Annotated in this window: 23 protein-coding genes; 15 read left to right on the forward strand and 8 right to left on the reverse strand. The window is 35.5% G+C overall.

From position 1 onward, the window contains the following. Positions 1-7 precede the first annotated feature (7 nt). From B2W36_RS07135 to gldN, 13 genes are all read left to right on the forward strand, one after another. Positions 8-1,033 carry an acyltransferase family protein gene (locus B2W36_RS07135; RefSeq protein WP_293887110.1) on the forward strand — a complete coding sequence of 342 codons (1,026 nt, stop codon included), beginning with the start codon at positions 8-10 and terminating at the stop codon, positions 1,031-1,033. Position 1,034: 1 nt separating this feature from the next. Continuing rightward, a complete protein-coding gene (locus tag B2W36_RS07140) occupies positions 1,035-2,210 on the forward strand; it encodes a glycosyltransferase (protein ID WP_293887111.1) in 1,176 nt (391 codons plus the stop codon). Continuing rightward, positions 2,203-2,775, forward strand: a complete 573-nt coding sequence (locus B2W36_RS07145; protein WP_293887112.1) for an acyltransferase — start codon at positions 2,203-2,205, stop codon at positions 2,773-2,775. Before B2W36_RS07140 ends, B2W36_RS07145 begins: the two co-directional genes overlap by 8 nt. Further along, the gene (locus B2W36_RS07150; RefSeq protein WP_293887114.1) at positions 2,765-3,943 is read left to right on the forward strand and encodes a glycosyltransferase family 4 protein; all 1,179 of its coding nucleotides are present in this window, start codon (positions 2,765-2,767) and stop codon (positions 3,941-3,943) included. Before B2W36_RS07145 ends, B2W36_RS07150 begins: the two co-directional genes overlap by 11 nt. Before the next feature lie 3 nt (positions 3,944-3,946). Beyond that, positions 3,947-4,858 carry an NAD-dependent epimerase/dehydratase family protein gene (locus B2W36_RS07155; protein ID WP_293887116.1) on the forward strand — a complete coding sequence of 304 codons (912 nt, stop codon included), beginning with the start codon at positions 3,947-3,949 and terminating at the stop codon, positions 4,856-4,858. An 87-nt stretch (positions 4,859-4,945) separates the two neighbouring features. After that, positions 4,946-6,886, forward strand: coding sequence for a polysaccharide biosynthesis protein (locus B2W36_RS07160; protein ID WP_293887118.1), 1,941 nt, complete (start codon positions 4,946-4,948; stop codon positions 6,884-6,886). A 27-nt stretch (positions 6,887-6,913) separates the two neighbouring features. Further along, complete coding sequence (locus tag B2W36_RS07165; protein ID WP_293887120.1) at positions 6,914-7,873, forward strand: MraY family glycosyltransferase; 960 nt, start codon at positions 6,914-6,916, stop codon at positions 7,871-7,873. Positions 7,874-7,878: 5 nt separating this feature from the next. Continuing rightward, entirely contained in the window at positions 7,879-8,316 is a 438-nt protein-coding gene (locus B2W36_RS07170) for a WxcM-like domain-containing protein (RefSeq protein ID WP_293887122.1), read from the forward strand. Positions 8,317-8,484: 168 nt separating this feature from the next. Next, positions 8,485-9,270, forward strand: a complete 786-nt coding sequence (locus tag B2W36_RS07175; RefSeq protein WP_293887124.1) for a polysaccharide biosynthesis/export family protein — start codon at positions 8,485-8,487, stop codon at positions 9,268-9,270. 8 nt (positions 9,271-9,278) lie between these two features. Next, positions 9,279-11,678: a GumC family protein gene (locus tag B2W36_RS07180; protein WP_293887126.1), complete on the forward strand. Its 2,400-nt coding sequence runs from the start codon at positions 9,279-9,281 to the stop codon at positions 11,676-11,678. 208 nt (positions 11,679-11,886) lie between these two features. Further along, entirely contained in the window at positions 11,887-12,579 is a 693-nt protein-coding gene (locus tag B2W36_RS07185) for a hypothetical protein (RefSeq protein ID WP_293887128.1), read from the forward strand. A gap of 21 nt (positions 12,580-12,600) precedes the next feature. After that, positions 12,601-13,899 (forward strand): SUMF1/EgtB/PvdO family nonheme iron enzyme, encoded by a 1,299-nt coding sequence (locus tag B2W36_RS07190; protein WP_293887130.1) that lies wholly within the window; start codon positions 12,601-12,603, stop codon positions 13,897-13,899. A gap of 29 nt (positions 13,900-13,928) precedes the next feature. Next, positions 13,929-14,903, forward strand: a complete 975-nt coding sequence (gldN, locus tag B2W36_RS07195; RefSeq protein ID WP_293887131.1) for a gliding motility protein GldN — start codon at positions 13,929-13,931, stop codon at positions 14,901-14,903. Between the two features lie 42 nt (positions 14,904-14,945). Here gldN and B2W36_RS07200 read toward each other — a convergent pair whose 3' ends face one another. The 5 genes from B2W36_RS07200 to B2W36_RS07215 form a co-directional block, all read right to left on the reverse strand. After that, entirely contained in the window at positions 14,946-16,049 is a 1,104-nt protein-coding gene (locus B2W36_RS07200; protein ID WP_293887133.1) for a nucleotidyltransferase family protein, read from the reverse strand. A 281-nt stretch (positions 16,050-16,330) separates the two neighbouring features. Next, positions 16,331-16,666, reverse strand: coding sequence for a helix-turn-helix domain-containing protein (locus B2W36_RS07205; RefSeq protein ID WP_293887135.1), 336 nt, complete (start codon positions 16,664-16,666; stop codon positions 16,331-16,333). Positions 16,667-16,768: 102 nt separating this feature from the next. Further along, complete coding sequence (locus B2W36_RS07210) at positions 16,769-17,242, reverse strand: hypothetical protein (protein ID WP_293887137.1); 474 nt, start codon at positions 17,240-17,242, stop codon at positions 16,769-16,771. Positions 17,243-17,452: 210 nt separating this feature from the next. Beyond that, positions 17,453-17,584 carry an Abi family protein gene (locus tag B2W36_RS22625; RefSeq protein WP_414712079.1) on the reverse strand — a complete coding sequence of 44 codons (132 nt, stop codon included), beginning with the start codon at positions 17,582-17,584 and terminating at the stop codon, positions 17,453-17,455. Further along, a complete protein-coding gene (locus B2W36_RS07215; protein WP_293887139.1) occupies positions 17,581-17,739 on the reverse strand; it encodes a hypothetical protein in 159 nt (52 codons plus the stop codon). Before B2W36_RS07215 ends, B2W36_RS22625 begins: the two co-directional genes overlap by 4 nt. Before the next feature lie 283 nt (positions 17,740-18,022). Here B2W36_RS07215 and B2W36_RS07220 point away from each other — a divergent pair, with 283 nt between their 5' ends. Continuing rightward, positions 18,023-18,175: a hypothetical protein gene (locus B2W36_RS07220; protein WP_293887141.1), complete on the forward strand. Its 153-nt coding sequence runs from the start codon at positions 18,023-18,025 to the stop codon at positions 18,173-18,175. Positions 18,176-18,255: 80 nt separating this feature from the next. Then, positions 18,256-18,594: a hypothetical protein gene (locus B2W36_RS07225; protein ID WP_293887143.1), complete on the forward strand. Its 339-nt coding sequence runs from the start codon at positions 18,256-18,258 to the stop codon at positions 18,592-18,594. Between the two features lie 172 nt (positions 18,595-18,766). On the opposite strand, the gene B2W36_RS07230 is transcribed toward B2W36_RS07225, so the two are convergent. From B2W36_RS07230 to B2W36_RS07240, 3 genes are read right to left on the reverse strand one after another with little or no spacing between them, the layout of a single operon-like run. Next, entirely contained in the window at positions 18,767-20,380 is a 1,614-nt protein-coding gene (locus B2W36_RS07230; protein ID WP_293887145.1) for a KGGVGR-motif variant AAA ATPase, read from the reverse strand. 1 nt (position 20,381) lies between these two features. Then, positions 20,382-20,900 carry a helix-turn-helix transcriptional regulator gene (locus B2W36_RS07235; protein WP_293887147.1) on the reverse strand — a complete coding sequence of 173 codons (519 nt, stop codon included), beginning with the start codon at positions 20,898-20,900 and terminating at the stop codon, positions 20,382-20,384. Beyond that, positions 20,897-21,358, reverse strand: coding sequence for a DUF6932 family protein (locus B2W36_RS07240; RefSeq protein WP_293887149.1), 462 nt, complete (start codon positions 21,356-21,358; stop codon positions 20,897-20,899). The genes B2W36_RS07235 and B2W36_RS07240 overlap by 4 nt, the downstream gene beginning before the upstream one ends. Between the last annotated feature and the right edge of the window lie 262 nt (positions 21,359-21,620).

Raw genomic sequence — 21,620 nt, forward strand, 5'->3', positions numbered from 1 at the left:
CATTAAAGTGGAAAGAGATATATCCGTATTAAATGGCCTTCAAATTTTGAGGTTTATAGCTGCAATATTTGTGGTATATGCTCATTACAACTTCCTTCAGATAAGATTTGGTGTTTTTGGTGTGGATATTTTTTTTGTGATTAGTGGTTTTATAATTTCACTTATAGCGAGTTCAAATCCTGAAAATTTTCTAAAAAAGCGAGTAGCTAGGATATTACCGCTTTATTCAATTGCAACAATGTTGGTTTTTATTTTAATTACATACTTGCCTGAACTTTTTAGAAATACCGTCAGTAATTGGGAGGCATTTATTAAGTCACTTCTTTTTATTCCTTACAGAATTGAAAATAGTGGTCCATTACTTTCATTAGGATGGACTTTGAATTGTGAAATGTTTTTTTACTTTACCATGGCATTAACTATTTCTTTTAATTCAGAGAAAATTATGCTTCCATTGCAATGTGGACTTGTTTTTATATGCTGTTATCTTATTTTTAATGCTTTAAAAACTGAGAGCTATATATATCGATTTTACGCAAATAGCGCAATGCCAGAATTCCTTTTGGGGATCATTTTGTTTTATATATGGAAAAGTTATAAGTCAATAAAAAGTTATCTAATTGATATTACTATTATAATATTTGCAGTTTTAGCATTCAGCCTGATGATTTACACCGAAATTTACGGAGGGGGCTTGCTTTGGGAGCGATATCTCTATAAAGGAATTCCTGCCTTTGTCGTCGTTTTTGGTTTTTTGGTATTAGATAAGTATTTAAATCCAAAGAGTTTTTTGATAAAGCTCTTCGTGCGATTAGGTGATGCAAGTTACTTTACTTATTTGTTCCATCCATTTATAATATTTGGATTAACAAGATTATTTTATCCTATTGTGCTTCCGGATGGTAGTAACACATCTATTGAATTTTTAAAGATGTTATTATCTATATTGGTTGTATCATATTGTAGCTTGTTAGGTTATAGGTTTCTAGATAAACCTTTAGGAAATTTTACACGTAGATTATTAAATATATAAAATGAAAGCAGCGTTTATTCATGATCATTATTTTGTCTATAATAAAGAAGATAAGAAAGTTTATGACGGCTCCGGGGGCGTTTTTGACTATAAGTTATGGAAGCGGTACTTAGCTGTTTTCGACTCATTGATAGTAGTAGGAAGACGTAAAGATGATTTACCAAATAAATTGATCGATTCCACATACGAAAACGTTTCTTTTGAGCTCAGAGATGAGCTAAAGTCTGGCAAGGATCGTTTTTTTAAAAAGAATCTTATTAAAAAGGAAATTGAAAAAACACTAAGGAAAGTTGACTTCGCAATTATAAGGCTGCCAAGTACTTTAGGTTATATCGCTCAAGAGGTCTGTGAGGAAAATAAAATTAAATATACTTTAGAAATTGTTGCATGTCCGTGGGACGCATATACAAATTATGGTAATATTTCAGGGAAAATCATAGCTCCTATCGAATATTTTAAGCTTAAAACTGCTACCAAAAATGCCCCAGCTTGTATTTATGTAACAAAGCATTTTTTACAGAAAAGATATCCAACTCGTTGTAACAGTCGCGCAATTTCAAACGTGAATATTAGTGAAGTAATCGACAAAGAGAAAGCTATTGATTTTTATAGATCTTATTCTGTAGGACAGGAATTTAAAATAGCATTAATCGGCTCTTTCCACGTTAAATATAAAGGTCATGTAGAAGCAATTAAAGCATTATCATCGCTAAAAAATCAATATAATATTCTAAATATTAAGCTTTATTTTGTAGGGACTGGAGATGCAGGCTGGGTGAGAGAATATGCTAATGAACTAGGGGTGGGGAATTCGATTGAGATTGTGGGTACGCTTAAAGCAGGTAGTGAAGGAATTCTGCCATTTTTAGATGGAGTTCATTTATATATTCATCCATCTAAACAAGAGGGGCTGCCGAGAGTGGTTATTGAAGCATTGAGCAGAGGGAGAATTTCATTAGGGTCTACAGCTGCGGGTATTCCTGAGCTTTTAGATAAAGAATTTTTACATCGACCCGGAGATTGGAAAAAATTAGCAGAAGATATACGTCGTATATATACGGATTCTCTTAAATGGGATCGTATTATTCTTTCGAATCTTTCTAAAGCCGAGGAATATTTAGAGGATAATTTACAACAAATCAGATTTGAATATCTAAAACAAATAAGCAATGCTTGAGTTAAAGTTACAACTTCGATATAATTTGCCAATGTGGTTTATAATGTTATTGACTGCCTGGTTGCCAGATAATAAATTCGCTTTTCGATTAAGGGGATGGTTAGCGTCCTTTTTTATGAAAAAATGTGGCCGTAATATTCAAATAGGAAAAGATGTGACACTTCTTAACCCTTTCAATTTAGAAATTGGAAATGATGTGTATTTAGCTAAAGGTTGTTGGTTTAATGCGCTTGGGGGATTGAAGATCGAAGATGAAGTGCTATGTGCGCCATACGTTGTAATAAGTACTATGCAGCATGTATATAAAGACTGCTCTTTCAGGTTTGCCGGTAGTATTGCAGGGAGTGTTGTAATTGGCCGAGGAAGTTGGATTGCATCCCATTCTTCGATTAAATGTGGTGTATCCATAGGAAAGGGAAGTTTAGTTGCTGCAAACGCCTCGGTTGTAAAAGATGTCGAAGAGGGCTCTATTGTCGGAGGAGTTCCAGCGAGATTTATCAAAAGAGTGGAAGAGGGAGAAGCTAATATTTTTACTAAAACAGATCTGTTAAAAAATGAACAATAGTAAGCTGAAAATAGTTTTATCAATTACAGATGCATTTTGCTTAGGCTTTCTTCGAGGTCAGGCAAAGTATTTAAAAGAAAATGGTTTTGAAGTCTATCTATTTTGTCCGGATGGTGACGGCTTAGATGCATATGGGGAATCAGAAGGCTGTACTATTGTTAAAATACCTTATAAGCGAGATATTTCGTTAATTGATGACGTTAAATGCTTATTTATCACGTATAAACAGTTTAAAAAGATCAAACCTGATATAATTAACGTTGGTACCCCAAAGGCAGGTCTTATCGGTGTAATGGCCGGTGCATTTGCAGGAGTTAAAAATAGAATATTTACACTTAGGGGACTGAGATCAACAGCTGAACCTGAAGGAATTCAAAAGAAAATAGTGGAGTTTATGGAAAAACTTACCCACTATTTTGCAACGAAGATAATAAGTATTACACCTTCCATGGCAAACTATGGTTTTCAGAAGGGTATATTGGAACCTAACAAAACTGTGGTGCTAGCAAAAGCAAGTAGTAACGGTATTAATGTCGATCGTTTCTCACCGACCAAGGCGACAGCGCCACAAGTTGAATTGTTAAGAGAAGAGCTTGGTATTAAACCAAATGACTTTGTTTTCGGATTTGTAGGACGCGTCGTTAAATCTAAAGGAATAGAAGAAATATATTTGGCTTTTAAAAATTTAAAAAGCAAATATTCGAATATTAAACTGCTTATTGTGGGGCCCGTAGAATTGACAAGTGATGCAGTCGATGGAGAAATCTTAAAAGAGATCGAAAATGACAATTTAGTTATTATGGCAGGTAAGAGGAAGGATGTTGAGTTTTGCTACCAGATAATGAATGTGTTTACTTTACCATCGCACAATTTTAGGGAAGGCTTTGGGAATGTTGCCATGGAAGCTTCAGCTAGTGGTATACCAATTATTGTTACTCGAGGTGCAGGATGCCAAGACGCAGTAATAGATGGTAAAACGGGCTTACTCATTGATCCTAAGAGTCCTTCTGCTCTTCAAGAAGCTTTTGATTTTTATTACAAACAACCAGAAAAATGCAGAGATCATGGTGTTGCTGGGGCACAGTATGCAAATGAATTTTTCAGAAATGAAGTAATATGGCAGGCGCAGGTACAATTGTATAATACCTTATTACCTAATAGAAAATAATAGATGCTTAATTTAGTAACAATTACAGGAAGTTCTGGCTTTGTTGGACAGAACCTTACAAAATATCTTTCTGATAGAGGCGATAGCATTAGCAAACTCTCATTACGTAATCAGAACTGGAAAAATAATATGGAGTTAAAATCAGATGCGATTATCCATCTTGCAGGAAAGGCTCACGACACCTCTAATACATCTGGTGAAGAAGAATATTTCAAAATAAATAGAGATTTAACAATAGATTTATATGATAAATTTATTAAGTCAGAAATCAAAGATTTTTTTTATTTTTCCTCCGTTAAAGCAGTAGCGGATAAAGTTGATGGTATATTAAAAGAGGATGTGATTGGTTATCCCATTACTCCATATGGTAAGTCTAAATTGGAAGCTGAGCAATATCTATTAAGTCAAACTTTACCCACTGGAAAGCGTTTATTCATCATCCGTCCTTGTATGATTCATGGACCTGGAAACAAAGGAAATCTAAATCTATTGTATAACGTAGTTAAAAAAGGATTTCCTTGGCCCTTAGCTTCATTTCATAATCAACGATCATTTTTGAGCATTGATAATCTATCGTTTTTAGTGAAGGAAATGATGAATACTCAAGAGATGCAGTCAGACATTTACAATTTTTCTGATGATGAGCCGATTTCTACTAATGGCTTGGTTAACTTAATTGCCCAAACATTAGATAAGAAACCAAGATTTTTACATATACCTGCTTCGTTTATTAAGGCTGTAGGAAAAATTGGGGATGTAATCCCTTTGCCACTAAATTCGGAACGCTTGAAAAAATTAACAGAATCCTACGTGGTCTCTAATGATAAAATCAAAAATGCATTGGGAATTCAGTATCTGCCGACAAGTGCGGAGGAAGGTCTCAAAAAAACGATTCTCTCCTTTAAACGGTTGTAAATTGCGCCTAATTTTTTTACAATATAACATGCTATTTAGGGGAAGTATACACTGTATTTTGTAAATTTAAACTTGTTAACTTTAGTTATGGAAAGTGAAAGAGCCTATGGCTTAAAAAATATATTGCGTAAGGATGGGCCACGCTGGCTTGTGTTGTCAATTGATATATCTTTGGTATGGTCAAGCTTTGTTGTTAGCTACATTTTATTAATGAAACATCGGGGACCTATTTCTCTTTCATTACTATTATTTGAATCGCTAATCGTATCTTTTATCTATCTGATTGTTTTTTTGGCTTTTAAACCTTATCAAAGTATTGTTAGGCGCACTGGTTTACGGGATCTGAAATTAATAGGGAATTGTATTGGAGCAGCTTTAGGGCTGGTATTATTAATCTCCTACCTCTGGGAGTTTATGGTATCTGATGAACTGGAAAAAAAGTATTATTTTTCGCAGACACAATTGTTGTTTCATGCTTTAATGACTGGTATAGCGATGGCATCCATAAGATTGTTTTACAAAGCAGTTTATCACTCGTTTTTTTGGAACAATAGACAAAATGCTATTCCTGTTATACTGTTTGGGGCAGGAAATATGGGGCACAACACTTATAATCTTTTACAATTAGGCTCCCGTAATCGATACAAAGTGGTTGCTATTCTAGATGACAATCCGAACCGTATTGGGCGATATATTCAGGGTATACGTATTCGTTCGCTTGAAGAATTGAATATGAATTTGTTGGAAAGGGTTGGTGGTGCTCAAGAGCTTGTGATTGCCATTGATAACTCTTCGCCAGAACGATTAAAGAATATTACAGCGAAAGCTGAATTGTTGCCCATTAAAATTAAGATAATACCAAATTCCGCAGCTCTTTTGGAAGGAAGCGTTGCTACTCGGCAGATTCGTACATTGAAAATATCGGATTTACTCGGAAGGAAACCTATTGAATTGAACAATCCTAGTATAAAAGCAGCCTTATCTGATAAAGTCGTATTAGTGACAGGGGGTGCTGGTTCTATTGGTTCTGAGTTGGTACGTCAAATCGGAATGGTTTCATGTAAGCTTATTGTGTTAGACCAAGCTGAATCTGCGTTATATGATATTCAGCAGGAATTGCGAGATTCTCCTTGTTTTAATGATTTCACTTTTATTGTTGGAGATGTTCGTGATAAAGATTTTATGGAGGTGGTCTTTCAGAAATACCATCCACAGCTGATTTTCCATGCCGCTGCTTATAAGCATGTTCCATTGATGGAAGCAAATCCATATGAAGCTGTATGGACGAACGTATTTGGTTCCTATAATCTTGCCTTGCTGGCCGATAAATATCAAGTGGAAAAATTTGTCATGGTGTCTACAGATAAGGCCGTTAATCCTACCAATGTTATGGGAGCTACAAAACGTGTGGCTGAGATTGCTGTGAGTGCAGTTAATCAATTATCAAAAACTGCTTTTATCGTTACACGATTTGGCAATGTTTTAGGATCAAATGGTTCTGTTATTCCATTATTTGAGAAGCAGATTAACAAAGGCGGGCCAATTACAATTACGCATCCAGATATTACGCGTTTTTTTATGACCATTCCAGAGGCCTGTCAATTGGTTCAAGAAGCTGGAATTATGGGGAATGGCGGCGAGATATATGTATTTGATATGGGCGATTCTGTTAAAATTATAGATTTGGCCAAACAGATGATACGTCTAAAAGGGCTTCATTATCCCAATGATATTGACATTCAGATTGTTGGTTTACGTCCGGGTGAAAAAATCTTTGAAGAGTTGTTGGCTAACGATGAAAATACGGAGAAAACGCATCACGAAAAAATTATGATTGCAAAAGTGAACACCTTGGATGTCGAAGAAAAGCGTAAGAAAATTGATGAGCTTTGCCAACTGGTGCAACGAGCAAATCCTGAAAGTGACAAGATGCAAATTGTTTCTTCGATTAAGGCTATCGTTCCAGAGTTTAAATCACAAAATTCAATTTTTGAATCTTTGGATGATTCAAAAGAACCTTTTATATAGAAATAAACTAATACTCATTATTCAGGAATGACTTATTTACTTGTCCTCATAGCACTAATTACCTTAGAATTGGTGTATTTTAAAGTCGCTGATCGTTTTAATATCATTGATAAGCCGAATGAACGCTCTTCGCATTCATCAATTACCTTACGGGGTGGGGGTGTTGTTTTTTACTTCGGAGCACTTATTTATTTTATCTATTCAGATTTCCAATATCCTTGGTTTTTTGTTGGACTGACCTTGATGACTTTAGTGTCATTTTTGGATGATATCTTCACACTTTCCAATAAGATAAGGCTATTAATACACTTCTCTTCTGTATTGTTAATGGCTTATCAGCTCGATTTATTTGACATGCCTTGGTATTATCTATTAATTGGATTTATCGTAGTGGTTGGCGTGATTAACGCCTATAACTTTATGGATGGAATCAATGGAATTACTGCTTGCTATAGTCTGGCTGTCGGAGGCCTTTTAATGATTGTCAACCAGCAAATAAATTTTATCGCAAAAGATTTATTGATTTTTTCAATGTTGGGTGTGCTAGTATTTGCATTTTTTAATTTCAGGACCAAAGCCAAGTGTTTTGCAGGTGATGTAGGATCTGTAGCAATAGCTTACATCCTACTCTTTGCATTGGGACTACTTATTCTAAAGACAGGAAATTTGATCTACATTTTGTTTTTGACTGTATATGGAGTCGATGCTGTCTGGACCATCGTTAGGCGACTAATACGTAAAGAAAATATATTTGAGGCACACCGTTCGCATTTATACCAGTTCTTGGGTAATGAAGCAGGCATTAATAAATTATTTATTTCTTTCCTTTATGGTGTAATACAGTTTGGAATAGGCTATTTGGTCATTCAGTATTCTGGAGAAGCTTTAGGGACTCAATTGATTTTTTCATCTGTTCTAATAATTATACTTAGTGTTTTGTATTTATTATTAAAAACTTATGTCATAAATAGATACGTTAAACTATAATTGCTATGGGAGAATTAGGATTTATTCAGGGAGGTATTGCTAAAGACGAGCGTGGACAAATTCGTTTCGTTAACGAATTTGATATGAGTTTGGTTAAGCGATTCTATATTATTAAGAATGCTAATACAGCATTAATCAGGGGCTGGCGTGCGCACCGAGTTGAGCAACGCTGGTTTTATGTGCTATCTGGTAGTTTCAATGTGGATTTGGTAAAGATAGATAATTGGGAAAACCCATCACCTGAATTGCCTGTTGAAAATCTAATCTTACATGAAACTGATATGAAAGTCTTGTACGTTCCGATGGGGTATGGTACTGCCTTCCGTGCATTAGAAGGGGGTAGTGAACTATTGGTCTATGCAGATTATCCAGTGAGTCATGCTCCCTTGGATAACTATACGTGGGAGTATGATTATTTCAAAAATATGCGTGATATAATTTAATAAAGTATGAGTACTATTTTTTAGACTAATTTTTAGGCATAAAAGTTGCTAGGCAGTGGCTATATCCGTTAAATTCCTATTAAGTTAGCATATTTAAGAGGTTTTTAAATAAAAAAATATATTTTTGTCATTGAAATATTAAAATCAATTTTATAATTTAAATAAAACATGCGATTAATTTCAAAGTATGGCTTAGCACTTGGACTATTATATACGTCCGTGTTAATGTTATTTAATTCTTGCGCTTCCCGTAAGAATATGGTGTACTTACAGAATGATTCTACACAAATTAATACTTTGTATGAACAATATGTTCCAAAGATTCAGGTGAATGATATCTTAACAATTGTCGTTACCGCGGCTGACCCTAAAGTCACAGCGCCCTTTAATCCTCTTAGTACAATGACAAGCAGCAATTTAACACAGCAGGTTGATTTAGCTTTACGTCCAACTTATACAGTTGATAGTAATGGAGACATTACTTTACCTATGTTAGGAAAAATAAAGGTTGTGGGTCTTACTCGAATAGAAGCCATGGAAAAGTTAAGGATAGAGCTCAGTCAGTATATTAAAGATCCAGGAGTCAATATGAATTTTAACAATTTTAGAGTTTCTGTTTTAGGTGAAGTTTCTAAACCGGGATCTTTTACTCTCCCATCAGAGCGAGTTACTGTTTTAGAAGCTTTAAGTATGGCCGGAGACTTGACGATTAGAGGTGTACGTCAAAATGTGTTATTGATAAGGGAGGTAGATGGACAAAAAACAATGCATCGTTTAGATTTAACGAAGCAAACTACATTGAATTCACCATACTATTATTTAGCACAGAATGATGTTATTTATGTTGAACCAAATCAAGCACAAATCAACAATTCTAAGCTAGGAGCTAATTCAAATATCATTATCTCTATTGCAAGTTTATTAATTACCGTAATTTCAGTATTGACCCGTTAAAAAGATCCATGGAACAGCAATCTATTCAAAGTAAAGAAAATAAAGAAGGGGAGATAAATCTAAGACAAATTTTTGAGCAATATGCATACTATTGGAAGTGGTTTGTAATTTGCGTCGTCCTAGCAGGAAGTCTAGCTCTTGTTTATTTACGGTATGCACAACGAACTTATAGTACAACTGCTAAAATTCTTTTGAAGGATGAACGTAGTGGTTCTGCTGGAGAGCTTGCAGGAATTGCCGAATTGACTAATACAATGGGGTTAGGCGGTGGGAGGTCTTCATTTGTTTCTGATCAGATTGAGGTTCTCACATCTCGTAGGTTAATGAGGAAGGTAGTTGACCAACATAATTTAAATATTTCATATTTCATGAGAGGCAAAATTCGATCTTTAGAATTTTTAGAGAAGGATATGCCTTTTATATTAATTCCGAGAGGAAATCAGGATACGACATTGTTAAATATTAAGGTTAGTTCAAAGGATGGCAATCAGCTTGTTGTAACTGATCTTTTATCTGGTAGTAAGAGTACAACAACATTTGATAAAGACTTAAAGTTGGGTACGAATGTAGTATCATTTAAAAAGAATGGATCTTCAATAATTGATAAAGAAGCAGAATATGAAATTAATGTTATTCCTAAAAACTGGGCTGTAGATGCTAATAGAGGAGCAATAAGCGTAACGCCAGGAGCTGAAACTCAATCTTATATTGTAAATTTTGCTATGGTGTCTACATTGAGTAAAAAAGCGGAGCTTGTTTTGAATACTCTTATTGATACATATAATTCGGATCTTACCGAGGACAAAATGCGAACAACACGAGCTACTTCTGACTTTATTAACAAAAGACTTTTGTTAATTTCAAAAGATCTTTCTGGGGCAGATGAGCAAGCGGCTGAATTTAAGTCCTCTAACTCTATGGTTGACATGACTACAGAGGCTGGGGTTTTTCTAAATAATGCTTCTGAAAATGATAAGAAAGTTCTAGAATTTAGAACTCAATTAAAATTGGTAGATCATATGAACGATTTCTTGAGGAACCAAGAAGTTGGGAAATTATTACCTTCCAATATTGGTTTACAAGATGCTTCAATCGGTAATTCAATTGCTGCTTATAATAAATTGGTATTAGAGAGAGATGACTTGTTAAAATCAGCATCTAATCAAAACCCCGCGGTTATTGCATTGAATGAAAGTATTTCCGAAAGTGACAAAAGTATTAAACAAGCTCTTCAGAATTATCAAAAAGTTACACAGTTAGCCTTAAGCAGTATTGAAAATAAATCGAATGAGATAAAAAATCGTATTAGTTCGATTCCTAGTCAAGAACAAGGATTTAAGAAAATATCACGCCAGCAACAAATTGTTGAATCCTTGTATTTGCTACTATTACAAAAGAGAGAGGAGAGTGAAGTAAAAGCTGCGGCTACACCAGACAATCTAAAAATAATCGATGTTGCTTATACTAATAGCATGCCAATAGCTCCTCGCAAAATGATAATACTGGTGGGAGCACTATTTATGGGTTTTTTAATCCCTTTCGGTATTCTTTATCTCAAGTTTTTATTAGATAATAAAATACATTCACGTAAGGATATAGAAGATTTAGTGAAAATACCAGTATTAGGAGAGATCCCTACTTCGGAGGACACTATCGTACATCTTAATGATCGCTCATCGTTGGCGGAGGCATTTCGTATCCTTCGAACTAATATGAACTTTATGTTTGGTTCGGAACAAAAGGATAGCTCAAAAGTTATATTTGTGACATCTACAATCTCTGGTGAGGGTAAGTCTTTCGTGACAACCAATCTCGCACAGATTTTATCTATGTCGGGTAAAAAAGTACTCTTGATAGGGGCGGATATTCGTAGCCCAAAAGTACTGGATTATCTGGGGCTCTCGCATTTGCAGCATACGAATGTCGGTATTACGCAGTTCTTGATCAATCCAGACATGGATTTGGATAATATCATTATCAAAAAACCAGGAAACTATGATTTTGATGTGGTGTACTCAGGTTATATAGCCCCTAATCCTGCTGAGCTTTTAATGAACGGTCACTTTGACGATGTAATTAAATATGCACGATTGCATTACGACTATGTATTGGTCGATACAGCGCCAGTAAGTCTCGTTACGGATACCTTGTTGATCGCACATAACGCTGACTTAACCTTATATGTATCGCGTGTCAATTACCTTGATAAACGATTGCTTCAAGTACCGCGCGAGCTATATGTGGACGGTAAATTGAAAAATCTAGCTTCCGTTGTAAATGATGTGGATTTTGCGCGTGGCTATGGCTATGGCTATGGTTACGGTTATGGTTATGGTGACAAAGGCACGAAGAAGTCGGGTCTTGCAAAGGTTTGGCAAAATTTAAAAGACCGTTTAAATATAAAATAGATCTATAATTCAATAGATTTTGGCCTTATTGTTGTTCAACCCCAAGTCGATTCCTCGACTTGGGGTTTTGTTTTATAATAATAGCGGGGTGCGAGCGTTTTGGATATGTTGCATCTTAATAACTGTTCAATATGGAGTACTACCAATGACCATAAAAAAGATTACATGTACCATTTAAATTAAATATACACTTAAAAATATCTTATAGATGAAAAACAAACTGATATGTACGTTTATCGGATTGCTTGGTATGGCATCAGGCAATGTCTCAGCACAATTTTCACGACCAATAAGTATTGGGGCAGGTGCCGGAGGTACATTTGCATTGACAGATTTATCTAACGATGGTGCTAAATTCGCATTTTACGGTGAAGCAGATTATTTAGTTACTCCCTTTATTTCTGTGGGTTTACACGGCGAAAAGGGCAAATTGAGCGGAAATGGTTATAATAGTGAATTTGAAAATAATTATTATGCGGCCAATGTGAATGGAAAAATTAGGTTAGGACAATTTTTGAATCATCCGGACAATTACAGTTATTATACATTACAGGCAAATACACTTTCGCGTATTCTTTCTAATATATACGTTGGCGCTGGCGCTGGCGCTTTTAAAAACCGAATTAGACGACAGTTAGACCCAAGTTATATTGACGGCATTATCGGAAAAGGTGGAGAAATTGCAGAGGATCGATCGGGGATTCATTTTATCATTCCGCTGAACATAGGAGTTGATGTTCCCGTGGGAAGCACGCTTTACGGACCTCAATGGGCAATTAATATAAACTATCAACATACCTTAACCACAAATGATAACTTGGATGGAGTTATAAATGGCAATAAGGATCAATATGGTTTTGTTTCAGTGGGAGTCAAATATGCGCTATTCAATCGTAATTAAGCTAATCGAAAAAACAAACGTATGAAAAATATATTTAGAGCAAACTATAAGCGTCAGCTGTTTGGGCTATTTGCTTTTGCTATAGTAATCGGGTTCGCTGCGTGTAAGTCAAATTCTGCTATGTATAAGGCGCCAAAAGTAAATGCTTTTAAAGGTGGTAAGCTACCCCCGCCCCCGGGTATGGTATATATTCCTTCTGGTACTATACTTTTTAAGGGTTCATTGGATAGTGGAAATGTGGGTAAGAACGTTAGTGTAAGTGCTTTCTTTATAGACGAAACAGAAGTAACAAATAAACAGTACCGTGAATTTGTCAACTGGGTGGCTGATTCGGTCGCCGTAACAGATTATCTACAGGATGATAGTTATTTTCTGGATGTCGCTGGAGAGGAAGTTGGCCAAAAGCGTATCAATTGGTCCAAAGTAAAAAAAGTTTCACCGCTTTGGAAAAGCAATGACCCCAGTATCCAAGAACGCTTGGCTCCTATGTTGGAGATGCGAGGAAATAGACGGGCACTCAACCCTGATGTAATCAGATACCGTTTTTCCTATTTGCAATCCAAAGGAAATATGAAAAAGAATTACGTAACGGATACCGTTGCTGTAATGCCTGTGGAAGATATCTGGACAAAAGACTTTCCGAACGCACAGTTAGCTTCTTTAGATGCGAATTATTTTACACATCCTTCGTTTGATTACTATCCCGTTGTGGGTGTAACCTGGAGACAGGCACGTGCATTTACAGACTGGCGCGCCAATGAAATGGCTGCAACGGTATTAAAAAATTCATATTTAAATGGTTATCAGCTGAGCCTTAGTCTGCCTACGGAGGCACAGTGGCAATATGCTGCTTCGGGAAAATTGGATCCTCAGGATACCATTGCAGGTTCCCGGATGACGATTGATGGAACAGAGGGTAAAAAGAAATTGGCAGTAAACTTTAAACAGGGCGAGGGAACGTATTCCCGTGATGGCGCAACTTTCACATTGCCTGTTAAATCGTATATGCCAAATGCTTTTGGCGTTTATAATATGGCCGGTAATGTGTCGGAATGGACATTGGATGCGTACAGCCCTTCTGCGGTGGTATTTGTAAATGATCTGAACCCAGCGTTATTGTATGATGCAGATCCGAAAGATGGTGATGCACTCAAACGTAAGGTGGTAAGGGGCGGTTCATGGAAAGATAATGGTGAGCAGCTAAATAGTGAAACCAGGAACTATTCAGTTGATTATGAGCCACATTCTTATATCGGATTTCGTTGTGTGATGTCGGCATTCGAAATGCCTACCGTACAAAGTAAAACGAGAAAGTATTAATTCTTTGATCACTCTATAAATTAAACGTGATGAATATAAAAATATTGACAACAGTTTTGATGGGCTTAGGCATTGGAACTGTTACAGCGCAAGAAAATGTAATTCCTGATACACTCCAGGCAAATATTTCGCAGGAAATCATCCAAGATACTATACCGACAACTGATGGATTTTATCAGGCAAACAATATGGAAGATGCTGTACCGTTTGCGTATCCGGAGGTAAATAAGAAGAATATTCGTTTTTATAAACGGGTTTGGCGTGATATCGACTTAAAAGATGAAAAGAACGCTATATTAGCTGTGCCGGGTAATTCTTTAATAGAGGTGATTATGAAAGCGATTGAAAAAGGTAAGCTATCGCTATATAGTCCAGACGATGATTCTTTTAAAGGACGATTAAGTGCGCAAGAGGGTATGGCGCGGTTTGCAGATAGTGTGCTTGTACCGATTTTTGATGGTGAAGGAAACCAAATTGACTCTAAAATGGCACTGAATGAATTTGATCCTGCACGGGTGACTAAATTTCGTGTTAAAGAGGATATCTTTTTCGACAAACAGCGTAGTAGATTAGAGACCCGCATTATCGGTGTGGCACCTTTAATGAACATTACAACATCGGCTGAACTTGCTGAATCGGTTGGCGCTACTCCCGCTTTCTGGCTGTACTTCCCGCAGTTGCGCTATGCTTTAGTGCAGGTCGACGTGTCAGATCCGGACAAAGGATTGTATGATATGAGTATGGATGATTTTTTTGTTCAGAATAAATTTGCAAGTACCATCGTCAGGGAATCTTCGCCCGGGATGCTTCAGAGTTTGAAAGAAACAGAAAATGGAGGGCAGCAACTTGACGGTAAAAAAGTCGAGGAGAAATTGGATGCGTATAAGAAGAAATTATGGAGTAATCCTAAAGGCGTAAAAGCAGAAGAACTGGAAGGAAATCAGACGCAGACTCAGATTCAAAAAAACGATAGCACTGAGTCTCCTGCCGAACAGAAATTATAGCACAATTATAAAAAGACTTTCCAAAAGGAAAGTCTTTTTATTTTAATCGCTGTCTTTGCCGATAAACCTGGAGTAGGAATGGACAAGTGTGAAGAAAAACACCTCTTGCGGTGCGAATCTAAAATATCGGTTAAAATTTTTCCACAGACGCTTTGGTCCATCCGGTAGTGAAGATATGGCGCTGATGATTTTTCCTTCCTCAAACCGCTCATCATGAAATCCAAAATTGCCCGAATACCAAATTTCATTCATCATCCAATCTGCATCTATATTTTCGGGGTAGGGAAAAGGAATTTCATCAATCGGCAAACCTACATACTCTACTAAAATTTTGTGTAATAGATGTATCCAATTGATAATGCCGCTTTTGGTATACATTTTCTGTAAATCTTCCTTATCAATAGTAGTGTGGGTGGTATGATATAACCGAGCTGAATCGCAGATTTGACGTAAACCTATACCAAAAGAAATCATGTGTTTTAGTATATGACCATTTATCTGGAGTAGCTGTAACTCTGGTGCTAGCAAACGGATAGATTCATTGCCTATTCTGAGCATTTGCTCTTGAGATTTATATTGATCTTTAAGCACACGCAGATAGCTGAGTTTAAATGGACTCCTGATGTCAAAAAGCTTTTTATGATGCTCGGTATAGATATTGCCCCATTCATAGTCGAGACTAAAACCCGCAGTGTCACGGAATTTTACTGCATTCTCTTTTAGATATTTTCGAGCTTCGGCATATCCATTGTTATCGAAGTACCAGTCAATATCTCCACAGCTGCGATGGTTGGGGACGCGATAGCTGGCGGCAATACCCTGTCCTTTTAACAAAATAGGTCTGAGGCCAATTTTACTGAAAAGAACAAACTGTTCCGCAATCACTTGATTCATTTTCTCATTACGGCGTTCAATCTGGTCTATGCGGGCTGCCCACTTCAATCGTAGCGCTAGCGGTGGAAGCTGATTTTCTTCTAATAAAGGGAAATTATCATAAATAATCCCATCAACAGTATGGTTGGCGGCATACGCTCGGATGGTGTCCCAATCATCGGCTGTCATGGGTTTTGTCAACACGAGTTGACCTTTTCCCCAAAGGCCTATACGTAACAATTGAAAAAAAATATCCTTTAGCCGATTCCTCATGAAGATTTATAATATCAGTTTAGAATGCTAATATAATGAAATTACGCGCTAGGTCGTATACCAAGTCCCAGTTAAAATCGGCTAATGTCGTTCAGTAAGAATTAGGTTTTATTTTAGGCAGCAATAAAAATATAAAAATAAAGGTTGGAAACGAAGTCTCCAACCTTTGTGCATGTACAAAATATACCTAAATATTTTTCAAATATACATTAAAAATCAGAGTATAGGAGATTATTGAAACTTTCCACGATAGTAAGAAAAAAGCTTAGTGCTACTTTTATTTAAACAGTATCTTTTTTGTATAGTTCCTCATAGAGTTGTATAATCTTCGTCTGAATTTGCTTGATTTCTTCCTCACGTTGTCGTATTTTGTTTAAAATTTCAGCACACTCATCTCTTTCGTTTGCGTTACCTGTGTTATGTTGAGCTAATAACTGTGCAGTTGTCAAATTAAATACGCTTGCAATCTGGTGTAAACGGGAGAGCGTAATCGTGGTAAAGCCTGTTTCGATCTTTGAAACAGCGGGATTAGATAAGTTCAATTTTTTGGCAAATTTTACTTGTTCCCAGCCTTTCTGTATCCGAAGTAATCTAATTGTCTTCCGTATGTTTTTCATGAAAAAAATAATTTATCGTTAATTTATAAAAAATAGCTTTGACGCTGTACAGCTCAAACAGCAATACCTCTGACGCTGATCTTAAAAACTGCAGTCAAATCGCTAGAAAATATAGGTAGGCATCCAATTATAGCCCGCTATTTGTTCAGGATGTTCATTCCAATCGAGATCGGGATGATAATATACGACAGTGCTAAATAATATATGCTTATAACCAAATCCGTAACGATAGGGAACTTTGTGTGCCTTTAAAATGCCGTTCACAACGATCTTTCTTAAAATGGAGTTAATCCGTTCAGCTGTAATTTCGAAACTATATTCATTCGAAAAGTCCGCAGCCATCTGATAGATTGTCCGTGGCCGGAAGAAATAATTGGTTGTTGTAGCGACAAATAAGACAAATTCACTTTCTTTTTTAAACTGCTCTTGTTTCTTTTTATTAATACTATTTTTCTTTTCAAGCTTCTTTTTCATATGTTTAGGAACTGCGCGTTTTAAATTGGAAATAAATACCTCAATTTGCTCACAGCCTTGTTTAGCCACCACCTTTTTTGGTTTGACATAAATCGTGTGCATAGTAACCACGAACCAGGTATCGTCGATAGGACACTCCGGATCCGAATCTGGATGAGCAAGTACGGTAATTTATAATCTAAGAATAATTTTAAAGATAGTTATAATAACTGATAGTTATTATATGCTTGATTATTTATTTTGTTAACCAGTATTCTTTTTAATACCAGCTTCCTTTTTGAGACCAAAGAATACTTAATTTGGGCATTATGATTAGCGTTTAGTTCTTAGTGCAATCTCAATCTTTTCTATGGCATTGAAAATAATTAATCGAAAATGTCGATCAAAATTATATAAATCAATAACATCCTCGAATACAGAACCCTGTTTGAAATTATGATTCACAAAATCAATTTGCTTTTCCCACCAATACGCTTCAATTTATAATAACTGATATTCGCTAGAAAATGAGGTGCCACGGTGATGTCTTGAAACGCCATGTTACGCTGTTGGAGCAGACTTAACTGATCTTGTATTTTCAATGGAATTTTTTCAGGCATTAAAATATAATTGGCTATAAAATAAAAAGACTCGCATGCTGTTCTAATGGGAAGCAGTACGAGTACCGTTAGTACAAACGTAATAATATTAGTATTATTAACAAAATAATTAAAATAAATTCTGGAATAATTTTGCTTGATTAGCGTCTCTTTTGTATCGTCGTTGTATCCTGATAAATTAAGGCGTTTCGCTAGATGTTGAATTTCCCCAGAATTGGAAACATGAAGCTCCTTGGAGGATAAAAAAATAAATCCTCCTGATTGAGTCAGGAGGATTGGCTAAATGCTAGATACTTTTAACCGGCAAATCCAATTTAAGAATAATTTTTTGGAAAGCGATGAAGGCCTGAAAGCGATTAAGCACGATCTTTATGATGAAATGATAAACCGGGAGATGGATAAGGATACGCGACAAGGGTTATATGATTATCATTGATTTAATTTTTTTTAATAGGAAATGATGCTGTAATGAGCATAGCTCATTACGGTTCCTAACTTACTACGTAAGTTTTGATAATGAGGAAGTTTTGGGTATATTTCCTCAATAGATTAGTTCTCGATGGCAGAGGAGAGATCGATAAATTGCTTTTTGTAGGCAATTTATCTAAGTTTGAAAAAGAAATAGAAACAAAAATAGGAAGGAGCGATACTATGGGCACTCAAGAATATTTATTAGATAAAGCTGAAAAAAAGGGAATTCAAAAAGGCATTGAAAAAGGTCTTAAGACTGGCATTGAAAAAGGAAAGCGGGAAGAAGCTATTGCCATTGCACTGGAGTTTAAGAAAATGGGTTTACCTATTGCTGATATTGCTAAAGGAACCGGTCTTTCTATCGAAGAGATCGAAAAGCTGTAATCAAATACTTTTAAAGTTTATAGATATTTATTTTAAGCCATTTCCGAAAGGAAGTGGCTTTTTCATTTTAAGGATGCTATGTGCTCAAAAAAACTCCCCTTTCGTCGCTGATAAAAGAGGAGAACTTTATAAATCTAAATTATGAAAAATCTTATCGTTAATGTGCGACCCTTTATTCTAAAATATCTTCGAGACTTAATTGATATTTTTCCAGCAAATCAAGAAATTTTTCCTCCGTTTTGACCTTTTCATAAACTGATTTAGCCCCATTAAGTTGCTTTGCTCTTACATTCTTAGATAAGGCCACATTAAGATTTAGGTAAAAATCTTCTTTCTTACCATTATCTAGAGATATTTCGGCCAATGTAGCAAATAATACACCATTGTCGGGATCAAGTTCTATAGCTTTATATATGTCTGTAAGTGCATCACTGTAGTTCTTGCGTCTACGGTAGATATCTGCTCTTGCATTTAATAAATCTATACTTTCGGGAAAAGCAACAAGACCCTCTGAGAAATTTTGTTCAGCTAATTCATGTTTGCCTAAATTATTATAGCTTAAACCTTTTAATAAATATTTCCATTCGATATCTAAATTTATTTTATTTAAGTATTGGATGGCTGTTTCATAATCTCTCGCATTATAATACAAATTTCCTAAATACAAAAGAGTAAAGGGATCATTGGGTTTTATCTCCAGTGCTTTTTTAAAATCTTGGATTGCTTTACTTATGTCCTGAGATAAATAATATAAACTACCGCGCTGTGCAAAATATTCATATCTTGATGGATCTAGGGTTATAGCTTTGTCTAGTAGTTCAAGTTTACGTAATGAATCTTTTTCTACTAAGGCGTCATTAAAAAGCTTCTCCGCTTGCTTAATTGTTTCGAACTTATCTGTTTCGAAAGATAGGTTGTCCTCGGTTAGCTTTTCAAAAAGTTTCAGGTAATCGTATGTAATCGTATTAGGCTTCCCACTTGTTCCAATCTTTACGATTTCTTTGGTATTGATTTGTTTGTCAGTGTGAATGACAGATAGTTCCGGTAAACTAGCGTTATTCATTTCATTCAATTCCTTTTCCCATTTTTTTAGAATGCTATACTCGAGAGCTTTTTCCTCTGCTTCTTTGGGAAAAGGAAGCCGCGTAAGTACGAAGTGAATTTTCGGACTGCGATTTAGCAGTTCATTTTTCGGAGATGAGAGACTCCTTATTATTTTTTTGGTACCGAAAAGGTTTTCCGTATTATTAACTGCTAATACGACAATCTCATCAGCAAATATTTTTAAGGTGATGCCAGAAATATCCGTGATACCTGTTCTAGAATCTATTAATAGATAATCTGGGTTGAATTCCTTTTCGATTTTAGCTTTAAGATCTAAGAAAAAACGAATACCATAAGAATTCTGCGAATAGAATAATTGAGACCATTTTGTTGTTGCAAGTTTTCGCCAATAATCATCATTTTCGAAATTACCTGCTGATAAAAAATCAATATCATTATCATTAATGTTTTTAGCAGTAAGCTTACAAGTGTAATTCGCTAATTTTTCGGGCAATATGTTTTCATTGGCAAAACTATATATATAATCGACAAGCCCTTGTTTAGCTATATTGGGTTCTAAGTTATAATCTTCATCAAATTTAAACTGCAGTCCAGGAGCTTCGAGATCAAAGTCGACAACAAAAACCTTCTTTTTTAGCTGTGACAATTTGATAGCAATATTACTTAAAGCTAGTGATCGACCTACACCTCCTTTGTATGAATAAAATGTTATTGTTTTCATGTTATATAATTAATGAACATCTCTCCTTGGAAATTCTTTCTGCTTTCAGAATTTCATCCTCAGAAATACTACTTGGAATTTCAAATCTCGGTCCAGATCCGATAATAACTGTATTCTCAAGACTAATACAAACGCCAACAGCTTTAGCAAGTTCTATCAATCTATATAGAGAGATGTTTTGATAATCGTTCGCTTCATAGCGTTGAATTTGTTGAGCCTGTATACCGATTTTTTTTGCCAAGTCTGTCTGAGACATGTGCTGTGCTATCCGTGCCTTTATAATGAGTCTTGGTAGCTCCTCAAGAGATTTAGCCTCGATAATGTGCAAATTCCCTTTTTTTAATGATTCATATTCATCAAGTTCTTCCTGAAGTGTCGCAATCATCCCATCGAAAGAGTTTAAAGAATATAATTTTTCAATTTCACTCATCTCTTGGTTTTGGCTGATAGTGTCCCGATGCTGCTTGAGTTCGGCAATTCTTTCTTTTGTTAAATTCTCTTGTTGTGCGTTCTTTATCATAATATATCTATGATTATAATGCCTTTTTGTATACCAGTATTTTTATCTTTTTGGAAGAAATCCTTAAACATTAATCCACTCTGACCTTCAATTGTATTTGCAGGAAATACATCTGCACAAAATTGTTGTTGAATAAATTCTCTATTTGCTTTTTCATTTAAAAAAAGAAGTTGTGGGCAAATGTTTAATAGTGCAAATAGCTGCTTGTCCTTGTTATTCTCATCCATATGCCAACAAACATCTATATCACTTGGATGCGGTTTTTGGGTGACAAAACTCCCATCTGCGTATAAATGACTACATGCTATTTTTTTAAATACTTCTAATAAACGTTGAAAGCCCTCAAATATTTGACTCCTCTGATCATTATATACAAATATTTCCTCAAATTTTTCGATAGTTAACTTATGCTCCCCAGGCACAATCAAACCTGTCTCTTCATCAAAAATAACATTCATAAATTAAGTTAGATATTATATGTAAGTAAAACTACAACAAATTTGTTGTAGTTTTGTTTTCGGTAAGTAAATATTATGATGATTTAACATTTTTTATAAAATATAGGGGGAGAAATACGCAGAATTGGATTAGAATATACATAGTTGGAACTGGCATTGAAAAAGGAAAGCGGGAAGAAGCTATTGCCATTTCACTGAGTTTAAGAAAATGGGTTTACCTATTGTTGATATTGCTAAAGGAACCGGGCTTTCGATCGAAGAA

Origin of the sequence: Sphingobacterium sp. UBA3549 (assembly GCF_002376635.1) — a bacterium.
Classification (GTDB): Bacteria; Bacteroidota; Bacteroidia; order Sphingobacteriales; family Sphingobacteriaceae; genus Sphingobacterium.